Annotated in this window: 23 protein-coding genes; 6 read left to right on the top strand and 17 right to left on the bottom strand. The window is 68.2% G+C overall.

Annotated features, from left to right (window positions below):
• Position 1: 1 nt before the first annotated feature.
• Genes truB through ACX12F_RS11585 form a run of 3 tightly spaced genes read right to left on the bottom strand, consistent with a single transcriptional unit; the run spans position 2 to position 2,507 of the window.
• Entirely contained in the window at positions 2 to 841 is an 840-nt protein-coding gene (truB, locus tag ACX12F_RS11595; RefSeq protein WP_459370317.1) for a tRNA pseudouridine(55) synthase TruB, read from the bottom strand.
• A gap of 59 nt (positions 842 to 900) precedes the next feature.
• The gene (gene pptT / locus ACX12F_RS11590) at positions 901 to 1,566 is read right to left on the bottom strand and encodes a 4'-phosphopantetheinyl transferase PptT (protein ID WP_459369697.1); all 666 of its coding nucleotides are present in this window, start codon (positions 1,564 to 1,566) and stop codon (positions 901 to 903) included.
• Positions 1,566 to 2,507, bottom strand: coding sequence for an ACP phosphodiesterase PptH (locus ACX12F_RS11585; RefSeq protein WP_459369696.1), 942 nt, complete (start codon positions 2,505 to 2,507; stop codon positions 1,566 to 1,568). Before ACX12F_RS11585 ends, pptT begins: the two co-directional genes overlap by 1 nt.
• Before the next feature lie 162 nt (positions 2,508 to 2,669).
• Between ACX12F_RS11585 and ACX12F_RS11580 the strand changes: the two genes are divergently transcribed.
• Entirely contained in the window at positions 2,670 to 3,251 is a 582-nt protein-coding gene (locus ACX12F_RS11580; protein WP_459369695.1) for a DUF3558 domain-containing protein, read from the top strand.
• 62 nt (positions 3,252 to 3,313) lie between these two features.
• Positions 3,314 to 4,957 carry a CocE/NonD family hydrolase gene (locus ACX12F_RS11575; protein WP_459369694.1) on the top strand — a complete coding sequence of 548 codons (1,644 nt, stop codon included), beginning with the start codon at positions 3,314 to 3,316 and terminating at the stop codon, positions 4,955 to 4,957.
• Here the strand turns inward: ACX12F_RS11575 and ACX12F_RS11570 are convergent.
• Together ACX12F_RS11570 and ACX12F_RS11565 are read right to left on the bottom strand one after the other, a co-directional pair.
• A complete protein-coding gene (locus ACX12F_RS11570) occupies positions 4,946 to 5,494 on the bottom strand; it encodes a DUF1802 family protein (protein ID WP_459369693.1) in 549 nt (182 codons plus the stop codon). The two genes, ACX12F_RS11575 and ACX12F_RS11570, sit on opposite strands and share 12 nt — an antisense overlap.
• Positions 5,491 to 5,757: a DUF2277 domain-containing protein gene (locus ACX12F_RS11565; protein WP_459369692.1), complete on the bottom strand. Its 267-nt coding sequence runs from the start codon at positions 5,755 to 5,757 to the stop codon at positions 5,491 to 5,493. Before ACX12F_RS11565 ends, ACX12F_RS11570 begins: the two co-directional genes overlap by 4 nt.
• Before the next feature lie 71 nt (positions 5,758 to 5,828).
• Between ACX12F_RS11565 and ACX12F_RS11560 the strand changes: the two genes are divergently transcribed.
• On the top strand, positions 5,829 to 6,578 hold the full coding sequence (locus tag ACX12F_RS11560) for an enoyl-CoA hydratase (RefSeq protein WP_459369691.1): 750 nt from the start codon (positions 5,829 to 5,831) through the stop codon (positions 6,576 to 6,578).
• Between the two features lie 185 nt (positions 6,579 to 6,763).
• On the opposite strand, the gene ACX12F_RS11555 is transcribed toward ACX12F_RS11560, so the two are convergent.
• From ACX12F_RS11555 to rimP, 7 genes are all read right to left on the bottom strand, one after another.
• The gene (locus ACX12F_RS11555; protein ID WP_459369690.1) at positions 6,764 to 8,062 is read right to left on the bottom strand and encodes an MATE family efflux transporter; all 1,299 of its coding nucleotides are present in this window, start codon (positions 8,060 to 8,062) and stop codon (positions 6,764 to 6,766) included.
• A 103-nt stretch (positions 8,063 to 8,165) separates the two neighbouring features.
• The gene (locus ACX12F_RS11550) at positions 8,166 to 9,173 is read right to left on the bottom strand and encodes a DHH family phosphoesterase (protein WP_459369689.1); all 1,008 of its coding nucleotides are present in this window, start codon (positions 9,171 to 9,173) and stop codon (positions 8,166 to 8,168) included.
• Positions 9,142 to 9,618, bottom strand: a complete 477-nt coding sequence (rbfA, locus tag ACX12F_RS11545; protein ID WP_459369688.1) for a 30S ribosome-binding factor RbfA — start codon at positions 9,616 to 9,618, stop codon at positions 9,142 to 9,144. The genes ACX12F_RS11550 and rbfA overlap by 32 nt, the downstream gene beginning before the upstream one ends.
• A complete protein-coding gene (infB, locus tag ACX12F_RS11540) occupies positions 9,619 to 12,489 on the bottom strand; it encodes a translation initiation factor IF-2 (RefSeq protein WP_459369687.1) in 2,871 nt (956 codons plus the stop codon).
• 99 nt (positions 12,490 to 12,588) lie between these two features.
• The gene (locus tag ACX12F_RS11535) at positions 12,589 to 13,017 is read right to left on the bottom strand and encodes a YlxR family protein (protein WP_459369686.1); all 429 of its coding nucleotides are present in this window, start codon (positions 13,015 to 13,017) and stop codon (positions 12,589 to 12,591) included.
• Entirely contained in the window at positions 12,995 to 14,059 is a 1,065-nt protein-coding gene (gene nusA, locus ACX12F_RS11530; protein WP_459369685.1) for a transcription termination factor NusA, read from the bottom strand. Before nusA ends, ACX12F_RS11535 begins: the two co-directional genes overlap by 23 nt.
• Complete coding sequence (gene rimP, locus ACX12F_RS11525; RefSeq protein WP_459369684.1) at positions 14,056 to 14,610, bottom strand: ribosome maturation factor RimP; 555 nt, start codon at positions 14,608 to 14,610, stop codon at positions 14,056 to 14,058. The genes nusA and rimP overlap by 4 nt, the downstream gene beginning before the upstream one ends.
• 168 nt (positions 14,611 to 14,778) lie before the next feature.
• Between rimP and ACX12F_RS11520 the strand changes: the two genes are divergently transcribed.
• The 3 genes from ACX12F_RS11520 to ACX12F_RS11510 all read left to right on the top strand — a co-directional run bounded on the left by ACX12F_RS11520 (position 14,779) and on the right by ACX12F_RS11510 (position 16,863).
• Complete coding sequence (locus ACX12F_RS11520) at positions 14,779 to 15,315, top strand: hypothetical protein (protein ID WP_459369683.1); 537 nt, start codon at positions 14,779 to 14,781, stop codon at positions 15,313 to 15,315.
• Positions 15,312 to 15,779 (top strand): ferritin-like domain-containing protein, encoded by a 468-nt coding sequence (locus tag ACX12F_RS11515; RefSeq protein ID WP_459369682.1) that lies wholly within the window; start codon positions 15,312 to 15,314, stop codon positions 15,777 to 15,779. The genes ACX12F_RS11520 and ACX12F_RS11515 overlap by 4 nt, the downstream gene beginning before the upstream one ends.
• 151 nt (positions 15,780 to 15,930) lie before the next feature.
• On the top strand, positions 15,931 to 16,863 hold the full coding sequence (locus ACX12F_RS11510; RefSeq protein ID WP_459369681.1) for a type IV toxin-antitoxin system AbiEi family antitoxin domain-containing protein: 933 nt from the start codon (positions 15,931 to 15,933) through the stop codon (positions 16,861 to 16,863).
• Positions 16,864 to 16,977: 114 nt separating this feature from the next.
• On the opposite strand, the gene ACX12F_RS11505 is transcribed toward ACX12F_RS11510, so the two are convergent.
• From ACX12F_RS11505 to cobA, 5 genes are all read right to left on the bottom strand, one after another.
• Positions 16,978 to 18,723 (bottom strand): proline--tRNA ligase, encoded by a 1,746-nt coding sequence (locus tag ACX12F_RS11505; protein ID WP_459369680.1) that lies wholly within the window; start codon positions 18,721 to 18,723, stop codon positions 16,978 to 16,980.
• 79 nt (positions 18,724 to 18,802) lie between these two features.
• Entirely contained in the window at positions 18,803 to 19,219 is a 417-nt protein-coding gene (locus ACX12F_RS11500; RefSeq protein ID WP_459369679.1) for a hypothetical protein, read from the bottom strand.
• 58 nt (positions 19,220 to 19,277) lie between these two features.
• Positions 19,278 to 20,702 carry an alpha/beta hydrolase gene (locus ACX12F_RS11495; protein WP_459369678.1) on the bottom strand — a complete coding sequence of 475 codons (1,425 nt, stop codon included), beginning with the start codon at positions 20,700 to 20,702 and terminating at the stop codon, positions 19,278 to 19,280.
• Between the two features lie 62 nt (positions 20,703 to 20,764).
• Positions 20,765 to 22,300, bottom strand: coding sequence for an MFS transporter (locus tag ACX12F_RS11490; RefSeq protein WP_459370316.1), 1,536 nt, complete (start codon positions 22,298 to 22,300; stop codon positions 20,765 to 20,767).
• Positions 22,301 to 22,355: 55 nt separating this feature from the next.
• Positions 22,356 to 23,585 (bottom strand): uroporphyrinogen-III C-methyltransferase, encoded by a 1,230-nt coding sequence (cobA, locus tag ACX12F_RS11485; RefSeq protein WP_459369677.1) that lies wholly within the window; start codon positions 23,583 to 23,585, stop codon positions 22,356 to 22,358.

Raw genomic sequence — 23,585 nt, 5'->3', positions numbered from 1 at the left:
TTCAGAGCGTCGCCGGCCGGAGCACCACAACCGATCGCGTGCGCTCGGACCCGTCTTCCAACAACGCGATCACCTGCCCATCGGGAGCCGTCGCCGCGTACGTCCCGTCGATACCGGCCGGGGCCAGCGCCCGGCCGTGGCGCGTGTCCTCGGTCTCCGCGTCGGTCAGGTCGCGGCGCGGAAACCCCAGCAGGCAGGCTGCGTCCAACGTGTAGCTCAGCTCGGCGGCGTCGGCCAACTGCTCCAACGTGCGCGCCTCGTCCAGCCCGTAGCGGCCAACCTTGGTGCGCCGCAACATCGTCAGGTGCCCACCGACTCCAAGGGCAGCGCCGACGTCGCGGGCCAGCGCCCGGATGTAGGTACCCGACGAGCAGTCGACGGTGACGTCGACGTCGATGAAGTCGTCGACTCGTTTGGTGGCATCGACCGTGAACCGATCGATCCGCACCCGGCGAGCCGCCAGTTCCGGCGCCTTGCCCTCGCGCACCAACTTGTAGGCCCGCTCGCCGTCGACCTTGATGGCGCTGACCGCCGACGGCACCTGGTCGATCTCGCCGCGCAGCGCCGCGACCGCGTGCTCGATCTGTTCATCGGCCACGTGTGCAGCCGAAACTGTCTGCAGCACTTCACCTTCGGCATCCTCGGTGGAGGTGGCCTGACCGAGCCGAATCGTCGCAATGTACGTCTTGTCGGTGGCGGTCAGCAGGCCCAGGATCTTGGTGGCCCGCTCGATGCCGACCACGAGCACGCCGGTGGCCATGGGGTCCAATGTGCCGGCATGCCCGACCTTGCGGGTACCGAACAGTCGACGACACCGGCCGACGACGTCGTGGCTCGTCATCCCGGCGGGCTTGTCGACGATCACCAAGCCAGGCGGCGGCGCCGGGCGCGAAGCCGTCTTCACAGCGAGATCGCCGTCAGGACCAGGCCGTTGGATACGGTGAACCGCCCCGGCAATTCGGTCAGCGGCGGCCCGAACTCGGCTGCCGGGTCGATGAGAATCCGCGACAGGAATGTGCCCGAGCTGCCCGTCGAATCCAGCTCGAAAGTGATGTGTGCATCCTCGAATCCGAGCCAGCGGTGCGTCAGCGGGAACCAGGCCTTGTACGTCGCCTCCTTGGCGCAGAACAGGATTCGGTCCCAGTGCAGGTCGCCTTCCAACGTCCCGATGGCGCTCTGCTCGGCGGGTAGTGCGATGGCGCCCAGCACCCCTTTGGGCAGGACCCCGTGGGGTTCGGCGTCGATACCGACCGAGCGCACCTGCGTGGCCCGGGCCACCACCGCGCCGCGGAAACCCTCGCAGTGCGTCAGGCTGCCGACGATGCCATCGGGCCAGCACGGTTCACCCTTGTCGCCCTTGAGGATCGGAACCGGGCCGACGTCGAGCTTGCCCAATGCCTCACGGGCACAATGCCGGACCGTGATGAACTCGTTGCGGCGCTTGGCCACCGACCGGGCGATCAGCGGCTCTTCCTCCGGCAGCGGCACGAGATGGCCCGGGTCGGAATACGTCTCGGCAGTGGCCACCACGTCGGGCAGCACCTGCGTCAGGAGCTCGTCGCTCATCACAATCGCCTCGAATTGATCCGGTCCTGCATTTTCTGCGCGTGCTCCCGCATCTCCTGGGTGATCTCGAAGTGACCACCGAAGTCGTTGAGGTAGCCCGGCGGGTACTGGGGGTCCGGCAGGATTTGGCGCATCCACCGATAAGGCTTGCGGCGCCGCCACTCTCGGGGGTAACCGACGGAGACTTCCTCGAACCGCACACCGTCATACCAGGTGGTGCGCGGGATGTGCAGGTGGCCGTACACCGAGCAGATGGCGTTGTAGCGGGTGTGCCAGTCCTTGGTCGCCGTCGTGCCACACCATAGCGAGAACTCCGGGTAGAACATGGCATCGCAGGGTTCACGCACCAATGGGAAGTGGTTGACCAGGACCGTCGACTCCATCCAGTCCAGGTCGTCGAGCTTCTTGCGGGTGATGTTCAGCCGGTCGCGACACCACGCGTCGCGCGTCGCGTATGGCTCGCTCGACAGCAGGAACTCGTCGGTGCCGACCACATTGCGCTCCTTGGCCAACGCCAGCCCCTCGGCCTTCGTCGCGGTACCCGCAGGCAGGAAGGTGTAGTCGTACAACAGGAACATCGGCACGATCGTCGCCGCGCCCCCCGGACCGGTCCAGACCGGGAACGGATGCTCGGGCGTGACGATGCCCATCTGGTCGCACATGTCGACCAGATAGTCGTAGCGGGCCTTCCCGAAGATCTGCATCGGGTCCTTGTTGGTGGTCCACAGTTCGTGGTTACCCGGCACCCAGATGACCTTGGCGAAGCGCTTACGCAGCAGGTCCAGGGACCACCGGATGTCGTCGGTGCGCTCGGCGACGTCGCCGGCGACGATCAGCCAGTCGTCCGGCGAGGCAGGGTGCAGCGACTCGGTGACCGGCTTGTTTCCGGTGTGCCCGATGTGCAGGTCACTGATGGCCCAAAGGGTCGGCTGGGTCGACACAAAAATTCAGGGTACTTGGGCGGCAGCAACCCCCGCTGTCCTGCCAACCGTCCCGCGCACCGGGAGAAACTAGAACAGGTTCTCCCTTCCCGTCCGGTGTGACGCAGGCGACTTGTAGACTCCCCGCAGTATTGCTCGGATCTAAGGGGTGTCATGGCAGCGATGGCCGGGAAACTGCGTCTGTTGTCGGCGCTGTGTGCGCTCGTGACAGCAGGCGTGGTGGTCACACAGACCAACCCAGTGACACCGACCGGCGGCAACGTCGAGTTGCGCTCCACTTCTGCCCCCATGGCCCCGATCAGCAGCACCATCAAGTCGCCGATCATCGCCACCACGAATCCCAGCCCGTTCGATCCGTGCGATCAGATCCCGCTCGACGCCATCAATGCCATGGGCCTGGGCGTCACCCCGCCCGACCATGAAGACGGCCTGCGCTGCCACTACGACGCCGGCAACTACCAGATGGCCGTCGAGCCGATCGTCTGGCGCACCTACGAGCAGACGTTGCCGGCCGACGCCGTCGAGCTGACCATCGCCGGACACCGCGCCGCCCAGTACTGGATCATGAAGCCGACCGACTGGAATGACCGGTGGTGGGTGACCTGCATGATCACTTTCAAAACCAGCTACGGCCTGATCAACCAGTCGCTCTTCTACTCGCCGATCGAGTCGCCCGACCGCCCGGACTGCCTGCAGACCAACCTGCAGCGCGCCAACCAGCTGGTGCCGTTCTACAAGTTCTGATCGCGCGTCGCCCACGAGCTCGCGGTCGGCGCTCGGCGGTACGGATCGGTACCCTCCGAATGGTGAGCTCCCGAATCGCCCATCTCGGCTCCCGGTTGCTGAGCCGCGTCCTCGACGTCCCGCCTCCGACGACCGACTACACCGTCAGCCGCGTCACCACGCCGATGCGTGACGGCGTCGAACTGGTCGGTAGTCACTACGCCCCCACCGGCGCCGCCAAAGGCACCCTGCTGGTGCGGTGCCCCTACGGTCGCGGCTTCCCGTTCGGCCCGGTGTTCGGCGCGGCGTACGCCCGGCGCGGCTATCACGTGCTGGTGCAGAGCGTGCGCGGCACGTTCGGCTCCGGTGGCGAATTCGAACCGATGGTCAACGAGATCGCCGATGCCGTGGACACCGCGGCCTGGCTGCGGGACCAGCCGTGGTTCACCGGGTCGTTCGCCACGATGGGGTTGTCGTACCTCGGCTTCACCCAGTGGGCGCTGCTCAGCGATCCCCCGCCCGAACTGAAGGCCGCGATCATCAGCGTCGGCCCCCACGACTTCGCCGAATCAACCTGGGGCACAGGCGCATTCACGCTCGATAACTTCCTGAGTTGGAGCGACATGATGGCGCACCAGGAAGAAGCCCCGCTCGCCGTCATTTTTCGGCGGTTCCGGGCACCGCGCCTGGTCGCCCGCACCCATATGCAGGCACCGGCCGGGGCCGCCGCACGCCGGCTGCTGGGCTCCGGCGCGACCTGGTACGAATCGTGGCTGAGCCACCCCGACGGCACCGACCCGTTCTGGGAGAAGATGGTGTTCACCGACACGCTGGACAAGGTCGACGTGCCGGTGCTGCTGATCGGCGGCTGGCAGGACCTCTTCCTGGAGCAGACGCTGACGCAGTTTCAGCGTCTGAAGTCGCGCGGCGTGCGCACCGCGGTCACCATCGGGTCGTGGACCCACACCCAGGTGATGACCCGGGGCGGGGCCACGGTGCTGCGCGAGTCGCTGGCCTGGCTCGACACGCATCTGGCCGAGCGCGCGCAGGCTCCCGAGCGAGCTGCCGTCCGCGTCGAGGTCAACGGGCAGGGCTGGCTGACCATGCCCGAATGGCCACCGGCCGCCACCGACCTCCAGCTGTACCTGCAACCTGCGCACCGGCTCGGGACCACCGCGCCCGCCGATACCGCACCGCCGTCGCGGTTCACCTTCGATCCGGCGGCGCCGACGCCCACGCTCGGCGGCCGGCTGCTGTCGTCGGCGGCGGGCTACCAAGAAGACTCCGCACTGAGCCGACGGCCCGACGTCATCGACTTCACCGGTGAACCTCTCACGGAGGACCTGTATCTCATCGGCACCCCGGTAATCGAACTCGCGCTGTCCTGCGACAACCCAAACCGGGACATCTTCGTCCGGCTCAGCGAGGTCGATGCAAAGGGCAGGTCCCGCAACGTCAGCGACGGATTCCGCAGGCTCACAGCGCCTTCGGACCAACCCGAAACCCTGCGGCTCGAGCTCGACCCCATTGCGCACCGGATCCCGGCGGGGTCGCGGCTGCGGGTGATCGTCGCAGGCGGCTGCCATCCCCGCTATGACCGCAATCTCGGCACCGGCGAGCCCGTCGTCTCCGGCGAGCGCATGGTGCCGGCCACGCACACGATCCATCACGGTGCGGGCGGGGTGTCCCGGCTGCTGCTGCCGACCGTGGCGCTGTCAGCCGACTGAGTCGCGCACGCGCTGAGCAATGGCGGCGAGCGACGCGTCGTCGTACACCGGCGGTCCCCACTCAGGCGTGACGGGCAGATTCACCCAGCTGCGGCAGCCTGCGTAGTCCGGGGTACGCGGTAGCCGCACCGAGGCGGCAAGCGGTTTCGCCTGCACCACCAGCACCGTCAGCCGGTGCCGGGGCCGAAAGTCCAGCCGGTCGTTCTGCACCGACTCGGCGGTCCAGATGTGCAGATCAGCAATAGCCTCCAGCTGGTCCGGATGCTCGACCGCCACGGCGGCAGCGATTTTCGCGCCGCCACGCAGTACCACCTCGGTTTCGGTGCTGTCCCCCGCGGCCCGCTCCAGCAGATCGGTGAACTCGGGCCGGACACGCTCGGCATGGCTGTGTTCGACCGTCGGGAAGAAGACGAACTCCGGCGCCGATATCGCAAACCGCTTCTCACCGATGCCACCCTTGCGCAGCAGTACCGTCTGCCGACCGTCGAGCAGCGCGTGCACCGCCGCGCCCCACTCCTTGAGCGCGGGCCAATTCACTTGGCGGCCAACCTCGCTCGCACCTCGGGCCGGCGCAGCGGAGGTACTGTCTTAGGCGGTTGTCGCCGGGCCGGCAGCTGATTCAGCAGACTCTCGGTGACGGCAGTGACCTCGGCCACGGCAGCCTCGAAGGCGTCGACGTTGGCGGCGGTGGGACGGGTGATCCCGCTGACCTTGCGGATGTACTGACGTGCGGCGGCCTCGATCTCCTCGGCCGTGGCAGCCGGCTCCAGGCCACGCAGTTCGGTGATGTTGCGGCACATGGCCTCCACGATAGGCCCGCCCGGGCCGGGGGTTACGGTGTCGGTGGGTGACCGCAAAGCAAGGAGCCAACGTGACCGACGTTTTACTGATCGACACCACCGACCGGGTACGCACCCTGACGCTGAACCGGCCGAAGTCCCGGAACGCGCTGTCCTACGAACTTCGCGATGCCTTCTACGGTGCGCTGCGCCAGGCCGAGGCCGACCCAGACGTCGACGTGGTGATCCTGACCGGCGCCGATCCGGTGTTCTGTGCCGGCCTGGACCTCAAGGAGCTCGGGGAAGGCGCTGTTCTGCCGGACATCTCACCGAAGTGGCCGAACATGACCAAGCCGGTGATCGGTGCGATCAACGGCGCTGCCGTCACCGGTGGTCTGGAGCTGGCGCTGTACTGCGACATCCTGATCGCCTCGGAGAACGCCAAGTTCGCCGACACCCACGCACGAGTCGGACTGCTGCCGACCTGGGGTCTGAGTGTGCGACTGCCACAGAAGGCCGGTGTCGGCCTGGCCCGGCGGATGAGCCTGACCGGCGATTACCTGTCGGCGGCTGAAGCACTGCGGGCCGGGCTCGTCACCGAGGTCGTGCCGCATGACGAGCTGCTGCCGGCCGCGCGGCGCGTCGCGGCCTCGATCGTCGGCAACAACCAGAACGCCGTTCGCGCGCTGCTGGATTCGTATCACAAGATCGACGGTTCGCAGACCGACGCCGGCCTGTGGATCGAAGCGGCATCGGCCCGGCAGTGGATGGCTGCCTCCAGCGGCAATGACATCGCCGCGAACCGCGACGCCGTCATGCAGCGCGGCCGCAGCCAGGTCTGATCACCGCCGTCGCCCGCCATCTCCCGTCGCCCGCCATCTCCCGCGAACGTGCGTGTCTGTCCCCGACACGCCGCTGCCGAGGTGTCAGAGCGTCCCGCTCGCCAGCCGTGAGCGGGACGCTCCGGCACGGAACCCTCGGCGTGTCGTGTGTAAACACGCACGCTCGCGCGAAGTGGGCAGAGCGGTCAGAGCCAGCGGCCGGACAGTGCGCGCCAGCCGACGAATATCAGCCGCAGCACCAGGAACGTGCTCAGTCCGGACCAGATGCCGGCGAGGCCCCAGCCGAACGCCAGCGACAGCCAGATGAGCGGCAGGAAGCCGAGCAGCCCGCTGATCAGCGTGGCATTGCGCATGAACTTCGCGTCGCCGGCGCCCAGCAGCACCCCGTCGAGCGCGAAAACGATTCCGGCGATGGGCAATTGGGCCACCATGAACCACCACGGGATGCCGATCTGCCCTCGTACCCCGGCGTCTGAGGTGAACAGCGCGAGCAACACCCCGGCGCCCAGCGCGAACACCCCGGCCAGCACTGCCGCCGCGGCCGCGGAGTACACCGTCACGCGCCACGCCACCGCTTTCGCGTGCCCCGGCTCCCCCGCCCCAAGGGCCGCACCGACCAGAGACTGCGCTGCGATGGCCAACGAATCCAGCACCAGCGCAAGGAAATTCCACAGCTGCAGAACCACTTGATGGGCGGCGACGGCGGCCGCGCCGAACCGCGCTGCGACCGCACCGGCAGACAGGAAGCACACCTGGAACGCCAGGGACCGCAGCACCAGATCGCGGCCCATGGTCAGTTGCGCGCGCAGCACATCGGGCCGTAGCCGCAGCGAAACCCGTTCGGAAAGCAGCGCATACCCAAACAACGCCGCGGCGACCCACTGCCCCACCACGTTGGCCACCGCCGAACCCGTCAGCCCGAGCCGCGGCAACCCGAGCCACCCGAAGACCAGCAGCGGACACAGAATCGCCGAAATACCCACGCCGACAAGCACGTACCGCAGCGGACGGACCGTGTCCTGCACACCGCGCAGCCAGCCGTTGCCCGCCATGGACATCAGGATCGCCGGGACGGCCAGGATCGCGACGCGCAGCCACGGCAGTGCCGTGACTGCGATGCCGCCACGAGACCCCGCGATGGCCGTCAGCAGCATCGGCGCACACGCCTGCACCGCGACCACGATGAGCAGACCGACGCCCAACGCCAGCCAGGTGGCCTGCACGCCCTCCCCGACCGCGCCGGCCCGGTCACCGCCACCGAAACTCCGGGCCGCGCGCGACGTCGTGCCGTACGACAGGAACGTCAGCTGCGACCCGACCAGACTCAGGATCAGGCCGCCGACCGCCAGACCGGCCAACGGCAGTGCACCGAGGCGGCCCACCACCGCGGTGTCCAGCAGGAGGTAGATCGGCTCGGCCGCGAGCACCCCGAGTGCCGGGAAGGCCAGTGCTGCGATGCGACGGCCGGTGACCTCGGTGGTCATGATGCGCACCGTCGTCGGCGACGAGCGTGCGCGAAATGGACACCAAGAGCGGCGTGTCGGCGTACAAACACGGTCGCTCGCGGGAAAAGGGGCGGGGACAGCACTAACGCAGGGCGGCGATGAGGGCCGCGACGACGTCCTCGGTGGTTCCGGTCGGCGAGTAGCCCGCCGCGAACCGGTGGCCGCCGCCGCCGAACGAACTGGCCAGCACCGACACGTCGACCTCGGTCTTGGCACGCAGCGACACCGACCACTCGCCGGGCGCGATCTCTTTGAGCACCGCAGCCACCTCGGCCTCGGACGTGGTCCGGACGATGTCGATGATGCTCTCGACTTCTTCCGACAGCGCACCGGCGAATTCGTGATGTGGCACAACGGCGTACACCAGCCCCTTGCCGCCGGCGGCCTCAGGCACCAGGCAAGCCGTGGACAGCACCCGGGACAGCATGGGCAGCCACGAGTACGGATGGGTGTCGAACAGGGCACGGCTCACCGCGCCATTGTCGACGCCGATGTCCAGCAGCCGCGCCGCCAACCGGTACGCCCGGGAACTGGCCCACCGGAACGAACCGGTGTCGGTCGTCAGCCCCGCGTACAAGCAGTGCGCCACCGGCAACTCGATCGGCTTACCCCAGGCGTCCAGCAGTTCGGCCACCAGCATGGTGGTCGAATCTGCCGACGGATCAACGTAATTCGCGCTACCGAACAACCGGTTCGAGGCGTGGTGATCGATCACCAGCACCTGCCGGCCGGGGTCGGCCAGTTTCGCCAGCGAACCCAGCCGGTTGACGCTCGGAACGTCGACGGTGACCACCAGGTCGGCGTCGGTCCGCATCTGGTCCGGCGGCACCAACAAGTGCCCACCCGGCAGCGTCTGCAGCGAATTCGGCACGGTCGCCGGAGCGGCGAAGCCCACCTGGACGCCCTTGCCACATTCCTCGAGGACCAGTGCGAGCGCGAGGCCCGCCCCGATGGTGTCGGCGTCTGGGTACACGTGGGCAACCACGCTGACGCTGTCGACCGCACCGAGCAGATCAGCCGCAGCGCGCGCGTCAACCCGCGCGCCCTGCGGCCGGATCTCAATCGTCGGTTCGATCGCGGTCACCTGCATCCTCGGAATCGCTGTCCCCCACCACACGGTACGGATCGGCGTCACCGGCGTGCGTGGCACCTTCACGGATTCGAGCCACATCCGCATCCGCGGCACGAGCCCGGGCCAGCAGCTCCTCCATCTTCAGAGCCGCATCCGGCACGGTGTCGCGCTCGAAAGTCAGCGTCGGGGTGAACCGAACTCCGGTTCCCGCACCGACTTTCGTGCGCAACGCACCCTTGGCCTTCTCCAGGGCAGCCGCGACGCCGTCGTAATCCGGCTCCTCGTCGAGGCTGGTCCCGATAACGGTGTAGTACAGCGTGGCGTCGTGCAGATCACCGGTCATCTTGGCATCGGTGATCGTCACGCCGTCGAGCCGCGGATCCTTGATCTCGTATTCGATCGCCGATGCGACGATCGTCGAGATGCGCTTGGCCAATCGCTTGGCGCGTGCTGGATCTGCCACCTACGTACGAGCCTTCTCAACGAGTTCGTACGTCTCGATGACGTCGCCTTCCTTGATGTCGTTGTAGGTCAGCGTCAGACCGCATTCGTAACCTTCGCGCACCTCGGTGGCGTCGTCCTTCTCGCGCTTGAGCGAGGACACCGTGAGGTTCTCGGCGATGACGATGTTGTCACGCAGCAGGCGGGCCTTGGCGTTACGCCGCATGAGGCCTGACTGCACGAGGCAACCAGCGATGTTGCCGATCTTCGACGACCGGAAGATGGCGCGGATCTCGGCGCGGCCGAGTTCCTTCTCCTCGTAGATCGGCTTGAGCATGCCCTTCAGCGCACTCTCGATCTCGTCGATGGCCTGGTAGATCACCGAGTAGTAGCGAATCTCGACGCCCTCGCGGTTGGCCAGTTCGGTCGCCTTGCCCTCGGCACGGACGTTGAACCCGATGATGATGGCATCCGATGCCGACGCCAGGTTGACGTTGGTCTCGGTGACGCCACCGACACCGCGGTCGATGACGCGCAGTTCCACCTCGTCGTCGATCTGGATGCCCATCAAGGCCTCCTCGAGCGCCTCGACGGTGCCCGAGTTGTCGCCCTTGAGGATCAGGTTCAGCTGGCTGGTTTCCTTCAGCGCCGAATCCAGGTCTTCCAGGCTGATGCGCTTGCGCGAACGTGCGGCCAGCGCGTTGCGCTTGCGCGCGCTGCGCCGGTCGGCGATCTGGCGGGCGATGCGGTCCTCGTCGACGACCAGCAGGTTGTCGCCGGCGCCGGGCACAGAGGTGAAGCCGATCACCTGGACCGGACGTGACGGCAGCGCCTCGTGGACGTCCTCGCCGTGCTCGTCGACCATGCGGCGGACGCGGCCGTAGGCGTCGCCGGCGACGATCGAGTCACCGACCCGCAGCGTGCCGCGCTGGATCAGCACGGTGGCGACCGGACCGCGACCGCGGTCCAGGTGCGCCTCGATGGCCACACCCTGGGCTTCCATGTCGGGGTTGGCCCGCAGGTCAAGCGAGGCATCCGCGGTCAGCAGCACTGCTTCGAGCAGACCGTCGATGTTGGTGCCCTGCTTGGCCGAGATGTCCACGAACATGGTGTCGCCGCCGTACTCTTCGGCCACCAGGTTGTACTCGGTCAGCTGCGCCCGGATCTTCTGCGGATCCGCGCCTTCCTTGTCGATCTTGTTGACCGCCACCACGATCGGCACATCAGCGGCCTGAGCGTGGTTGATGGCCTCCACCGTCTGCGGCATGACGCCGTCGTCGGCGGCGACCACCAGGATCGCGATGTCGGTGGCCTTGGCACCACGGGCACGCATGGCGGTGAACGCCTCGTGACCCGGGGTGTCGATGAACGTCACCAGACGCTCGTTGCCGTCCAACTCGGTCAGCACCTGGTAGGCACCGATGTGCTGGGTGATGCCGCCGGCTTCGCCCTCGCGGACGTTCGCCTTACGGATCGTGTCGAGCAGTCGGGTCTTACCGTGGTCGACGTGGCCCATGACGGTGACCACCGGCGGCCGGCTGGCCAGGTCGTCCTCGTCGCCGGCGTCCTCGCCGTAGGTGAGGTCGAACGACTCGAGCAGCTCGCGGTCCTCGTCCTCCGGGGACACGACCTGCACGACGTAGTTCATCTCGCCGCCCAGCAGCTCGAGGGTCTCATCGCCCACCGACTGGGTGGCGGTCACCATCTCGCCCAGGTTGAACAGCGCCTGCACCAGCGAAGCCGGGTTGGCGTTGATCTTCTCGGCGAAGTCGCTCAGCGACGCGCCGCGAGCGAGGCGGATGACCTCGCCGTTGCCGTGCGGCAACCGCACGCCACCGACGATCGGCGCCTGCATGTTCTCGTATTCGGCGCGTTTTGCGCGCTTCGACTTGCGGCCACGACGGGGCGCGCCACCGGGACGCCCAAAGGCACCCGCGGCACCGCCGCGCTGACCCGGACGACCGCCGCCGCCACCGGGGCCACCGCCACCGGGAGCGCCGCCGCCACCGGGACGACCCCTGAAACCTCCAGCAGCCGCTCCACCGGCACCGGCACCGGCACCTGCGCCACCGCCGCGGTAGTTACCGCCGCCACCGGCACCGCCGGGACGAGGGCCACCACCGGCACCACCGGGACGCGGACCACCACCGGGACGCGGACCACCCGGACGACCGACGGCACCCGGACGGGCACCCGGCGGACGCGGGGGCATGTTGCCCGGCGTGACACCCGGACGCGGGCCACCGCCCGGACGGGGACCACCAGCGCCGGGACCCGGACGCGGACCACCGGGACCGGGAGCCGGACGCGGGGCCGGGCGTTCGACCGGCTGCTGCGAAGAGAAGGGGTTGTTGCCGACGCGCGGAGCTCGCGGAGCCGGCTTGGGTGCGCCAGGTCGCGGACCCGGGGTCGCACCCGGGGTGGCCGGACGCGGCTGAGCCGGAGCCGCCGAAGCGGCGGGCGCTGCCGGGGCAGCGGGCTCCGGCGCGGCGGAAGCAGCCGGAGCTGCGGGCGCGCTCGGAACCTGGGGCCGGGGTGCACCCGGCTTGGGTCCACCGGCGGCCGGGGCTGCCGGTGCGGGTGCTGCGGGTGCCGGCGCTGCTGCGGCCGGCGTTGCCGGTGCAGGTGCGGCGGGTGCCGCGACAGCAGCCGGCTTGGGCGCACCCGGCTTGGGCGCACCGGACGGCTTGGCCGCGGGTGCGGCTGATGCCTCGGACTTGGCGGGCTTGCCTCCGCCGAACGCCTCACGCAACCGGCGTGCGACGGGCGCCTCCACAGTGGAGGACGCAGATTTAACGAATTCGCCCTGTTCGCTCAGTCGGGCGAGCACTTCCTTGCTTGTGACACCGAGTTCTTTGGCCAACTCGTGTACGCGTGCCTTACCTGCTGCCACTTCTCTCCTCATCGTGAGGCGTCAGCGGTGGGTAGGCCGCGCCTCGGTTTAGCTATGACGCATGGTCATCGGGACTTCACGGTGTGCTCATGTTCTTCGCTACCTGTTCTCTTGCTGCGGTGTTCCGGGTCCGTCAGGCGGTAAGGCACTGAAGAACTCTTCCACCGCAGAGGTGTCCGGCGAACCGGTGATACGCAACGCTCTGACGAATGCTCGCCGCCGAACTGCCGCATTGAGGCACTGCTGAACCGGGTGCAACCACGCACCCCGACCCGGCAGGTTACCCGCTGAATCGACCGAGACGGCGCATTTACCGTCCCCGTCGCGTACAGCTGCCACTCGAAGCAAGTCGACGGCCAGCTCTCGTTTCCGGCAGCCGATGCAGGTACGCACCGGAGCTGTCGAAGTCTCGCGCTGGATCACAGTGCAGTCTACCGTCTCGGGGCCCGTGAACTTCAATCGCGGTCGCGGCCCCGACACGCCGCCGGTAACTGCGGGTTTTCTCTCAGCGGTCGCGGCCGCCGCCATGCCCCGCCGACCGGCCGCCGGCGTCGGCCTCCCGGCCCCCGGCCGGTGCCTCCTGACCGTCGGCGTCGCTGCGGATGTCGATGCGCCAACCGGTGAGCCGCGCGGCCAGGCGGGCGTTCTGGCCCTCCTTGCCGATCGCCAGCGACAGCTGGAAGTCGGGCACCACGACGCGCGCCGCGCGCTGCGCCTCGTCGATCACCGTCACCGACACGACCTTGGCCGGCGACAGGGCGTTGGCGACGAACTTCGCCGGGTCCTCGTCGTAGTCGATGATGTCGATCTTCTCGCCCGAGAGCTCGCTCATCACGTTGCGCACGCGCTGCCCCATCGGCCCGATGCAGGCGCCCTTGGCGTTCAGGCCCGGTACCCGCGACGCGACGGCGATCTTGGATCGGTGTCCGGCCTCGCGCGCCACGGCGACGATCTCCACGGACTCGTCGGCGATCTCGGGGACCTCCAGCGAGAACAGCTTGCGCACCAGGTTGGGGTGCGTGCGCGACAGCGTGATGACGGGTTCGCGGGCGCCACGGGTCACCCCGACGACGTAGCAGCGCACCCGGTCGCCGTGCACGTAGCTCTCCCCCGGCACCTGCTCGGCCGCCGGGATCACGCCTTCGGAGCCCTTGGCCTCGGTGCCGACCCGCACCACCACGAGGCCGCGGGCGTTGGCCCGGGCGTCGCGCTGGATCACGCCGGCGACGATGTCACCCTCGCGCGCCGCGAACTCGCCGTAGTTCTTCTCGTTCTCGGCATCGCGCAGCCGCTGCAGGATCACCTGACGCGCGGTGGTCGCGGCGATCCGGCCGAAGCCCTCGGGAGTGTCGTCCCACTCGTGGATGACGGTCCCGTCGGTGTCGGTCTGACGGGCGATCACCCGCACGATGCCCGACTTGCGGTCGATGTCGATGTACGCGTCGGGCTCGTGCCCTTCGGTGTGGCGGTACGCCGTCAGCAGCGCCGTCTTGATGGTGTCGACGACGACGTCGACGGTGATTCCCTTGTCTGCCTCGATGGCATGCAGTGCCGCCATGTCGATGTTCATCCGTCGGCCCCCTCTCCGGTAATACCCGCCAGTTCCAGTTCCCGGCGATTGGGTGGTGAAAATTCAACCTGTACAACAGCTTTCGCGATGTCCGCGAGCGCGACGGTGGTCACCGACAGCACTCCGCGGTTGGCGACGACCAGTTGGATCGCGCTGCCGTCGTGCTCGCCCAGCCGGCCCGTCAGCGACGTGCCGTCGGCCAGGGTGAGCTCGACCTTGCGACCACGGGCGCGGCGGAAGTGCCGCTCCGCGGTCAATGGACGCTCGACACCGGGCGAGGTGACCTCCAGCACATACGGCTCGGAGTCGGCGGTCGCCTGGTCCAGCAGCTCGGATGCGGCGCGTGACAGGTCGGCGACCGCATCGAGGTCAAGACCCGAGTCACCGTCGGCCACCACGACGATCCGCGGCGGGCGCGCGGCGGCGTCCACCCGCACGTCCTCGATGTCGTATCCGGCGTCCGCAAAAGCACTGCTGAGCAGCTCAAGCACCTGGCCTGTGGTCGGTAACCGACTGGGTGGCAGCGGTTGTTCCGGCGTGTCCCGGGCCACGGCGAGCTCCTCATCTTGAGTTGTGCGGACAGGGCACCCAGAAGGGTGAACCCGGTACCAACGATACGCCAGCGGCGGATGGCCGAATGGCAATCCTGACCGCGGCACCGGAGAACATCCGGCCCGACGGTGCCGCGAAGCCGCTGTCGGCAATGGCAGGATGTGCCTGTGCCGCACACCGAAACCACCGTCAGCCGACGGCGTGTCCTGCTGGGCACGGCGGCGCTGGCGTTGTTCGGCGGCGCGGTGTCGGCCTGTGGATCGACACCCCAGCGCGATCCCGCCCTGGACATCCTGACCGCCGAACTCGACCGCGCTCGCCGCGACAGTCAGCTGGCCACATCCGCCGCCACCGGTGTAGCGCCCCAGTTGGCGCCGGCACTGACTGCCGTCGCGGCACTGCGGGACGCGCACGCCCGGGTTCTCGCCGACGAACTCACCCGAATGGGCAGCCCGCCGGCCGCCACGCCGTCATCGGCCACCGGGACGTCGACAACCGCGACGCCCTCGGCCACACCGGGAGCCACGCCGGCACCCGCGCCCCCGACATCCCAGGAAGTCGTTGCGGCGCTGGAACAGGCAGCTGACAGTGCAGGCCGCGCCGCAGCCGGTCAATCCGGTTACCGCGCCGGGCTACTGGCCTCGATCTCTGCCGCCTGCACCGCGGCCCACACCGTGACGCTCGCCGGTCAGGCCACGCCATGACGAGTCCCCAGCCCACCCCGACGCGGCCGGGTAGCGCCCCCGACGCCGCGGTGTACGACGCGGTCGCCGCCGAGCACGGCACCATCTACGGCTACGGCCTGGTGTCGGCGCACACCACGTCGGATGTCAACGACCTGGTTGCCGAGGCCCTGGCCAAACACCGGGCCAACCGTGAGGCCGGGATCGCGGCGCTGGCGGCGCGGTCGGTACCGGCTCCACTGCCGGCCGCGGGCTATCAGCTCCCCGTCGACGCGAACAACCCGGGCGACGCGGCCAAGCTGGCCCTGCAGATGGAAGAGGAGACCGCCGTCGCCTGGCGCGCGGTGGCAGAGCAGGCCACCACCGTCGAGGACCGGACGCTGGCGGTCAGGGCCCTCACCGACTGCGCGGTGCTGGCCGCCCGGTGGCGTGCGGTCCTCGGCGCGACGCCGGTCGCCGTGGCATTCCCCGGCGGCAACGACTAGTCCACCCAGGTTCGGCAGGCAGACACGGAATCAGCGTCAATGCCGAGGATTGCTGTCGAATATTGACCGCAACCCTCGGCGTAACCGGGTTATCCACAGGCCGGCGACCAGGGACTGGTCCGCACAGCGTCGATCGGCCAGCATCGATGGCGTGGACATCGACGAAATGGTTCGCCTGCAAGCGGGCGTCATTTCGCGTCGCCAAGCCATCGATACCGGGCTGCAGGACCACCACATCCGGCGGCTGCTCAGACGTAACGAGTGGGCACGGGTCCACCCCGGCATATACATCGACCACACCGGACCTCTGACCTGGCTCCAACGTGCTTGGGCCGCGGTTCTTTACGCGGCGCCGGCCGCGTTGTGTCTTGAGTCCGCCTTGTCGATCGAAGGCCCGCTCATCCATGTCGCAGTCTCGCGTCATCGGGCCATGCTGGTCGAACCGGAAGGCGTACGTATCCACCACATCGACCACTTAGACGGACGCGTGCTCTGGAACGTCGGCCCGCCGCGGTTGCGTTATGAGGAAGCTGCCCTCGACGTTGCTTCCCGCGCAACGGGTTTCGACGCCATCGCGGCACTGGCCGACGCTTGCCAGTCGAGGCGCACCACCGCAGATCGGCTTCTGCGGGTTCTCGACTCCCGCCAGCGCATTCGAGGTCGGCGGCGGCTGCGAGCAGTCCTGGTCGACATCGCCGAGGGAACCTGCTCCGTTCTGGAGTACGGATACCGCAATCGCATCGAGCGGGCGCATGGCCTGCCTCGGGCCAAACGGCAGACCCGTTCCGTCTCCTCGGTTGGCGTGGTCTATCGCGACACCGAATACGCGGAACGGCTCGTGGTCGAACTCGACGGCCGCCTGTTTCACGACTCGGCATCCGCACGGAACAAGGACTTCGAGCGCGATCTCGACGCAGCGGTCGATGGCCGGTCAACCGTCCGGCTCACCTATCAACAAGTGTTCGACCGAACGTGTCAGACTGCCGCCAAGATCGCTCAAGTGATGCGACAGCATGGGATCGACGTCAGTGGCCATGCGTGCGGGCCGGGATGCGACTACACCCGCCTCGATCGCGCAGCCTGACCGCTCTCATACGCCACCGCCGAGGATTGCCGCCACATGTTGACTGCAATCCTCGGCATAGCGAGTTGTCCGCGTGTACGCCGCGGCAAGGCCGCCGACGCACCGCCGGCCGGACTACCCGGCCAGTGCCGCCGCGATCGCTGCCGCGGCGCCGTCGACCGGCACCTCGGTCTTCTCACCCGTGAACCGGTTCCGCAGCTCGACGGTGCCGTCGGCCCAGCCGCGGCCGACCACGACGATCCACGGCACGCCCAGCAGCTCGGCATCCTTGAACTTCACGCCGGGCGAGGACGTGCGGTCGTCGAGCAGCACGTCGAGGCCGAGCCGGTCCAGCTCACCCGCCAGCTCGGTCGCGCCACTGCGTGCTTCCGTGTCCTTGTTCGCGATGACGAGGTGCACGTCGAACGGCGACACCGAGGACGGCCAGCGCAGACCCAGCTCGTCGTGGTGCTGCTCGGCGATCACCGCGACCATGCGCGAGACGCCGATGCCGTAGGAGCCCATGGTCAGGCGGACCGGCTTGCCGTTCTCGCCGAGCACGTCGGCACTGAAGGCGTCGGTGTACTTGCGGCCCAGTTGGAAGACGTGTCCGATCTCGATGCCGCGCGCCGAGACCAAGGGCCCGGCGCCGTCGGGCGATGCGTCGCCGTCGCGGACGTCGGCGGCCTCGATGGTGCCGTCCGCCACGAAGTCACGGCCGGCCACCATCCCGACGATGTGCTTGCCCCGCTCGTCAGCACCGGTGATCCACGACGAACCGTCCACGATCCGCGGGTCCACCAGGAAGCGAATACCGTTGTCCAGTAGGGCCTTCGGGCCGACATATCCCTTCACCAGGAACGGGTTGGCGGCGAAGTCGGCGTCGTCGAGCAGCGCGTACTCCGCAGGCTCGAGCGCCGCGCCCAGGCGCTTCTCATCGATCTCACGGTCACCCGGCACACCGATACCCAGAAGTTCCCACTCACCGCCGGGCTGACGCACCTTCAGCAGCACGTTCTTGAGGGTGTCGGCGGCGGTGATCTCCCGGCCCAGACCGGCCGTGTTGGCCCAGTCCACCAGGGTGGCGATGGTCGGCGCGTCGGGTGTGTCGTAGACGACGGCCTCGGGTTGGCCTTCGATCGGCAGCGACTCGGGAACCGCGGTGACGACGGCCTCCACGTTGGCCGCGTAGCCCGACTGCAGGCAGCGCACGAAGGTGTCCTCACCGACCTCGCTCTCGGCCAGGAACTCCTCCGAGGCGCTGCCGCCCATGGCGCCCGACACCGCGGACACGATGACGTACTTGACCGCCAACCGGTCGAAGATGCGCTGGTACGCCTCGCGGTGCGCGTGGTAGGCGTCCTTGAGACCGTCGTCGTCGATGTCGAACGAGTACGAGTCCTTCATGATGAACTCGCGGCCGCGCAGGATGCCGGCGCGGGGACGCGCCTCGTCGCGGTATTTGGTCTGGATTTGGTAGAGCCGCAGCGGGAAGTCCTTGTACGACGAGTACTCCCCCTTGACCGTGAGCGTGAACATCTCCTCGTGGGTGGGCCCCAGCAGGTAGTCGTTCTTGCGGCGGTCCTGCAGCCGGAACAGGTTATCGCCGTATTCGGTCCAGCGGTCGGTGGCCTCGTAGGGGGCGCGCGGCAGCAGCGCCGGGAACAGAATCTCCTGGGCGCCGATGGCGTTCATCTCACTGCGGACGACGTCCTCGATCTTGCGCAGCACCTTGAGGCCCAACGGCAGCCAGCTGTACAGACCGGGCGCGATCGGGCGGACGTAGCCGGCCCGGATCAGCAGCTTGTGGCTCGGCACTTCGGCGTCGGCGGGGTCGTCACGCAGGGTGCGCAGGAACAGCTCGGACATGCGGGTGATCACGGGGGGCCAGCTTAATCGCGGCCCTGCCAGGTGCAGACACACACCTCGTTGCCTTCGGTCCACCCAGTCGTGGCGGCTCTCAGAGCAGCGCCTTGTTCACCACCTGCTCGTAGGCCGCTCTGTCCTTCGCGGTGACACCCGGAGCGAACTGCAGCACGATGTTCATCACCTGGAACGTGCCGGGCGTCGCTCCCGCGTACCCTTCGCCGGCGCCGGTCGTGGAGAACACCAACACGGTCACCGCGTCCGTCTCGATCGCCTCGATGCACCTGATGTCAGGGCATTTCTGCTTGGCGACGTCGCGCGGGTTGGCCACCGCCAGGCCCGCCGCGCCCATGTCCCGCACCAGCGACTGAGCGGTGACGGTGTTGAGCATCGGGGCTCCGGTCAGCGTGCCGGCCTGCGGGCCGGGTGCGGGTGGACGCTGGCAGCCCGTGATCGCAGCAGCGACGAGCAAGGTCGAGGCGATCATGGTCCGCGCACCGGATGCAGTCATGCACCATGAATAACACCGAAAGCTGGCGGGCCGACCACCGGGCGGAGCCGTCGAGGGGCTAGAGCGTTGGGCTGGTATGCGGGCTCGCTGCCGCACTCGCCGGATCGGCACCGCCCGGCGAGCTGGGCGTCGCGGGAACAACCGGCGCACTCCCGGCTTTCGGCGTCCCGATCTTGCCCGCGATCCACGGCAGCGAGTCGGCGAATGACTCGTTGGCAAAGCCCCAGTCATGCAGTCCGAGCAACGCGCGAACCTCGGCGTCGATCCCGTGTTGCCGGGCGATCTCGCAGAGAGTGCCGGCGGCGATGTCCTGGCCTTCCGGGTTCGCGCGGGCGTCGCGCGGGACGCCGGGTCCGGGGGCGTTGCATGCGGCGGCAGTGCCGGGGATCTCGAACAGGCCGGAGATGCCGCGGTAGCGGCCGTACTGGCGCATCACGGTGCTCGGATCGAACTCGGCCCATTTGGCTGCGTCACCGCCGTACAACCGGGCGATGGTCTGGTCCTTGGTGCCGATGTTCGGGCTCAGGTCACCGGCGATGTCGACGAACGCGCTGAACAGGTTGGGATGGCGCGCGGTGAGCTGCACCGCGCAGGTGCCGCCCATGGACCAGCCGACCACGCCCCAGTTCTCGGGCTTGGGGCTGACGCCGAAGTTCGAGACCAGGTAGGGCACCACCTCTTTGGTCAGGTGGACCGATGAGTTGCCATGGCTGCCGTTGACGCATTCGGTGTCGTTGTTGAACGAACCGGTGGCGTCCACGAACACCAACACCGGGGCATTGCCGTCGTGTTCGGCGGCGTACTTGTCGATGGTGGCCTTGGCGTTGCCCGCCCAGATCCAGTCGGCCGGGGTGTTCAACTGCGACCCGATCATCATGATCGTCGGCAGCTGTGGTGGTGGATTGGTGGCGAACCACGCCGGCGGTAGGTAGACGAGTTCGGCTCGGTGCGCGAAATTCGACTCGCGGGAGCTCGTCGTCACCGGCACGACCACTCCTCGCGGAGGCCGAATACCTTTGAGCTGCATCGCCGTCACCGACCAGCGGTCGATCTCGTCGGGCACCTTGCCGACGGTGAACTTGTTCCACGCCACGTACGCGGTCGGGAAGTAGCCGACCCACAGATTCATCATCAACAGCGCGCACAACCCACAGAGGGGCACCGCCAGCGCGGCCAGTCCCCGACGTCGCCAGCGCGATCCCTGCCAGCCGAGGATCAGCACGGCAACCGAGAAGCCGCCGAGTGCGGTCCAGATCCACAGCCGCACCGGGGCCGGGTCACCGGCGATACCGAGCGATGTGATGTACCAGTACAGCGCACCGGCACACCCGACGCCGACGGCGAGGGCCACGGGCAGCCGTCTGACGCTCCACTGCCGCGACCGGCGTCCGATCGCGCCGCACAGGACCACAAAGGTCACGAGCTGAATCAGGAGCGGCAGCCACCCATGCATCAGCGATGCATGGGTGACGAACGAAGGCACGCCGATCCTCCAGGAAAACTACGTCGAGATCGAACTAGAGCTCGGGTACAACCACCGTCGAGCTAAAGCTCTCCAGCGTCCAGCGCTTCCTTGGTCTCCTGCGCCGCCGCGACCTCATTGGCGCTGTAGCCGATGAACAGCGCCACCACACCGACGATGACGGCCACCGCGGCGACCCAGAGCAGGCCGTAGGTGTAGCCATGGTCGAGGGCCGTGTGCTGCGCGGCGTTCATCTTGGCAACCGGGCCGGTGGTCCCGCCGAGGTACAGCGTGCGCGAGGTGATGACGGCCTGGATGACGGCAAGCACGACCGGCCCGCCGAGGTTCTGCAGCATCAGCGCGATGGCCGACAACGGCCCGATGTCGTTGAGCGCGACCCCGGCGATGGCCGAGACGGTCAGCGGCACGACGATCATGCCGATACCGAAGCCACCGACCGTGATCGGGATGACCAGGTTCGGGAAGTACGGGATGCCGCCGTTGAGGGTGGAGCCGTAGATCATCGCGGCGAGCACCAGGATGCCACCGGCGATCACCAGCACTCGCGGTGAGAACATCGCCACGAGCTGCGACGACAGCCCCAGCCCGATGCCGAGCGCGATGACGAACGGAATGAAGCCGATGCCGGCCTTCAACGCGCTGTAACCCATGATGTCCTGCACGTACAGGCCGATCAGCACGGTCAGCGTGAACATCACGCCACCGGCCAGGAAGACGGCCGCGAAGGTGGCCACGCGGTTGCGGTCGCGGAACAGGCCGAACGGAACGACAGGGTGCTCAGCGGTGCGCTCGACGAACAGGAACGCCAGGAACAGCACGGCCGCCGCCGCGCCCGAACCCAGCGTCAGCGGGGACATCCAGCCCTTCTCCGGACCCATCGAGAAGCCGAACACCGCCGCGGTGCAGGCCAGGGTCGCCAAGATGGCGCCGGCCGCGTCGAGCTTCATGCGTTCGCGGGAGGTCTCGGTCAGGGTGGTGCGGGCCAGGTAGATCATGACGAGACCGATCGGTACGTTCACCAGGAACGCGTAGCGCCACGAGAAGACGGTCAGCGCACCGCCGACGACGAGGCCCATCACCGAGCCGACGCCGGTCATGGCCGCGAAGATCGCGGTCGCGGCGTTACGGGCCGGACCCTTCGGGAACGTGGTGGCGACGAGCGCCAGGCCCGTCGGCGAGGCGATTGCCGAACCGACACCTTGCAGCAGTCGGGCGGTGACCAGGGTCGTCTCGTCCCACGCGACGCCGCAGAGAATAGACGCGATGGTGAAGAGGGCGACACCGACGATGAAGGTGCGCTTGCGGCCGATGGTGTCACCGAGGCGGCCACCGAGGAGCATCAGACCACCGAAAGTCAGCACATAAGCGGTGATCACCCAGCTGCGGCCGGCATCGGAGAGGCCCAGCTCGTCCTGAATCTTAGGAAGAGCAACAATCGCGACAGTGCTGTCCATCGTGGCCAGCAGCTGCATGCCACCGATGGCGATGACTGCGGAAAGGAATCGGGGGGACGGAAGCCAAGCTGGATACCAGCTCTTTCGTTCGTCGTCGGTCTGTCCCACGTGCATGGAGAGCGGTTCGCGGCGGCTGTGTGCCATGGCGGTGCGCTCAGCGTCGTTGAGAGCCGTCATGGAAAGCTACCTTACAGTAATCTTAAGATTTCTTTAACCCCGCGAACGCCGCGACGTCCCCGATCACGATGATCGCGGGAGGTCGGATGCCCTCCGAACGGATGTCTTCGGGGGCGTCGGCGAGCGTGGTCTGCAGTGTCTGCTGCGCCGCCGTCGTCCCGTGCTGAACCACCAGCACCGGCGTTTCTGCAGGTCGGCCTCCTTGCAGCAGCACCTTGGCGAAGAGTTCGATCCGCTCGACCGCCATCAGCAGCACGATGGTGCCGCGCATCGCGGCCAGCGCGTCCCAATTCACTAACGATTCCGGGTGTCCGGGCGCCAGATGACCGCTGACCACCACGAATTCGTGCGTGACGGCCCGGTGAGTGACTGGCACGCCGGCCAGCGCCGGAACCGCTATGGCACTGGTCACACCGGGTACGACGGTGATCGGAATGCCCGCGTCGGCGCACGCCAGCACCTCTTCATAACCGCGCGCGAAGACGAACGGGTCACCGCCCTTGAGCCGGACCACGAACTTGCCTTCCTTGGCGCGGTCGATCAGCACGGCGTTGATCGCGTCCTGGGCCATCGCCCGGCCGTACGGAATCTTGGCGGCGTCGATCACCTCGACGTGCGGGCCGAGTTCGGCCAGCAGCTCCTGCGGGGCCAGCCGGTCGGCCACCACCACATCGGCGTGCGCCAGCAGCCGGCGGCCGCGGACCGTGATGAGCTCGGGATCGCCCGGCCCGCCACCGACCAGAGCCACACCGCTGTAGTTGTCGGGCTCAGCAGCGTCGCCGATGGCGCCGCGATGCAGCGCCTCGTGAATGGCGGTGCGCAGCGCCGCGGAGCGTCGGTGCGCACCGCCGGCCAGCACACCGACCGTCAGGCCGTCGTATTCGAAGGACGCCGGGGTCACCGCCGAGCCCTCCAGGCCGGCGTCGGCGCGCACGCAGAAGATGTGCCGACGGTCGGCCTCGTCGGCGACCGCGGCGTTGACGGCCTCGTCGTCGGTGGCGGCGAGCACATACCAGGCGCCGTCGAGATCGTCGTTCTGGAATACCCGGGACGTGAGGGTGATGCCGGTGCCATCGGGGTTGTCGACCAGCGCTTCGACCACCGGGGTGGCGACGGGCGCGACGACGTGGACATCGGCACCACTGGCGATCAGCAGGGGCAGCCGGCGCTGGGCGACGCTGCCGGCGCCCACGACCACGACCTTCTTACCGGACAGATGCAGCCCCACGAGGTAGGCATGCTGGGACGTCAT

The organism is Mycolicibacterium sp. HS_4_1 (genome assembly GCF_054515875.1).
This window is presented reverse-complemented; position numbering and strand designations above follow the sequence as displayed.

What these genes read in the sequence shown, in the direction of transcription:
- ACX12F_RS11515 (WP_459369682.1), top strand. Translation starts at nt 15,312, where the DNA reads ATGACGAGTCCCCAGCCCACCCCGACGCGGCCGGGTAGCGCCCCCGAC.
- cobA (WP_459369677.1), bottom strand. Translation starts at nt 23,585, where the DNA reads ATGACGTCCCAGCATGCCTACCTCGTGGGGCTGCATCTGTCCGGTAAG.
- ACX12F_RS11565 (WP_459369692.1), bottom strand. Translation starts at nt 5,757, where the DNA reads ATGTGCCGCAACATCACCGAACTGCGTGGCCTGGAGCCGGCTGCCACG.
- nusA (WP_459369685.1), bottom strand. Translation starts at nt 14,059, where the DNA reads ATGAACATCGACATGGCGGCACTGCATGCCATCGAGGCAGACAAGGGA.
- truB (WP_459370317.1), bottom strand. Translation starts at nt 841, where the DNA reads ATGACGAGCCACGACGTCGTCGGCCGGTGTCGTCGACTGTTCGGTACC.
- ACX12F_RS11500 (WP_459369679.1), bottom strand. Translation starts at nt 19,219, where the DNA reads ATGACTGCATCCGGTGCGCGGACCATGATCGCCTCGACCTTGCTCGTC.
- ACX12F_RS11535 (WP_459369686.1), bottom strand. Translation starts at nt 13,017, where the DNA reads ATGGCGGCGGCCGCGACCGCTGAGAGAAAACCCGCAGTTACCGGCGGC.
- ACX12F_RS11550 (WP_459369689.1), bottom strand. Translation starts at nt 9,173, where the DNA reads ATGCAGGTGACCGCGATCGAACCGACGATTGAGATCCGGCCGCAGGGC.
- ACX12F_RS11490 (WP_459370316.1), bottom strand. Translation starts at nt 22,300, where the DNA reads ATGGCACACAGCCGCCGCGAACCGCTCTCCATGCACGTGGGACAGACC.
- pptT (WP_459369697.1), bottom strand. Translation starts at nt 1,566, where the DNA reads ATGAGCGACGAGCTCCTGACGCAGGTGCTGCCCGACGTGGTGGCCACT.
- ACX12F_RS11555 (WP_459369690.1), bottom strand. Translation starts at nt 8,062, where the DNA reads ATGACCACCGAGGTCACCGGCCGTCGCATCGCAGCACTGGCCTTCCCG.
- ACX12F_RS11580 (WP_459369695.1), top strand. Translation starts at nt 2,670, where the DNA reads ATGGCCGGGAAACTGCGTCTGTTGTCGGCGCTGTGTGCGCTCGTGACA.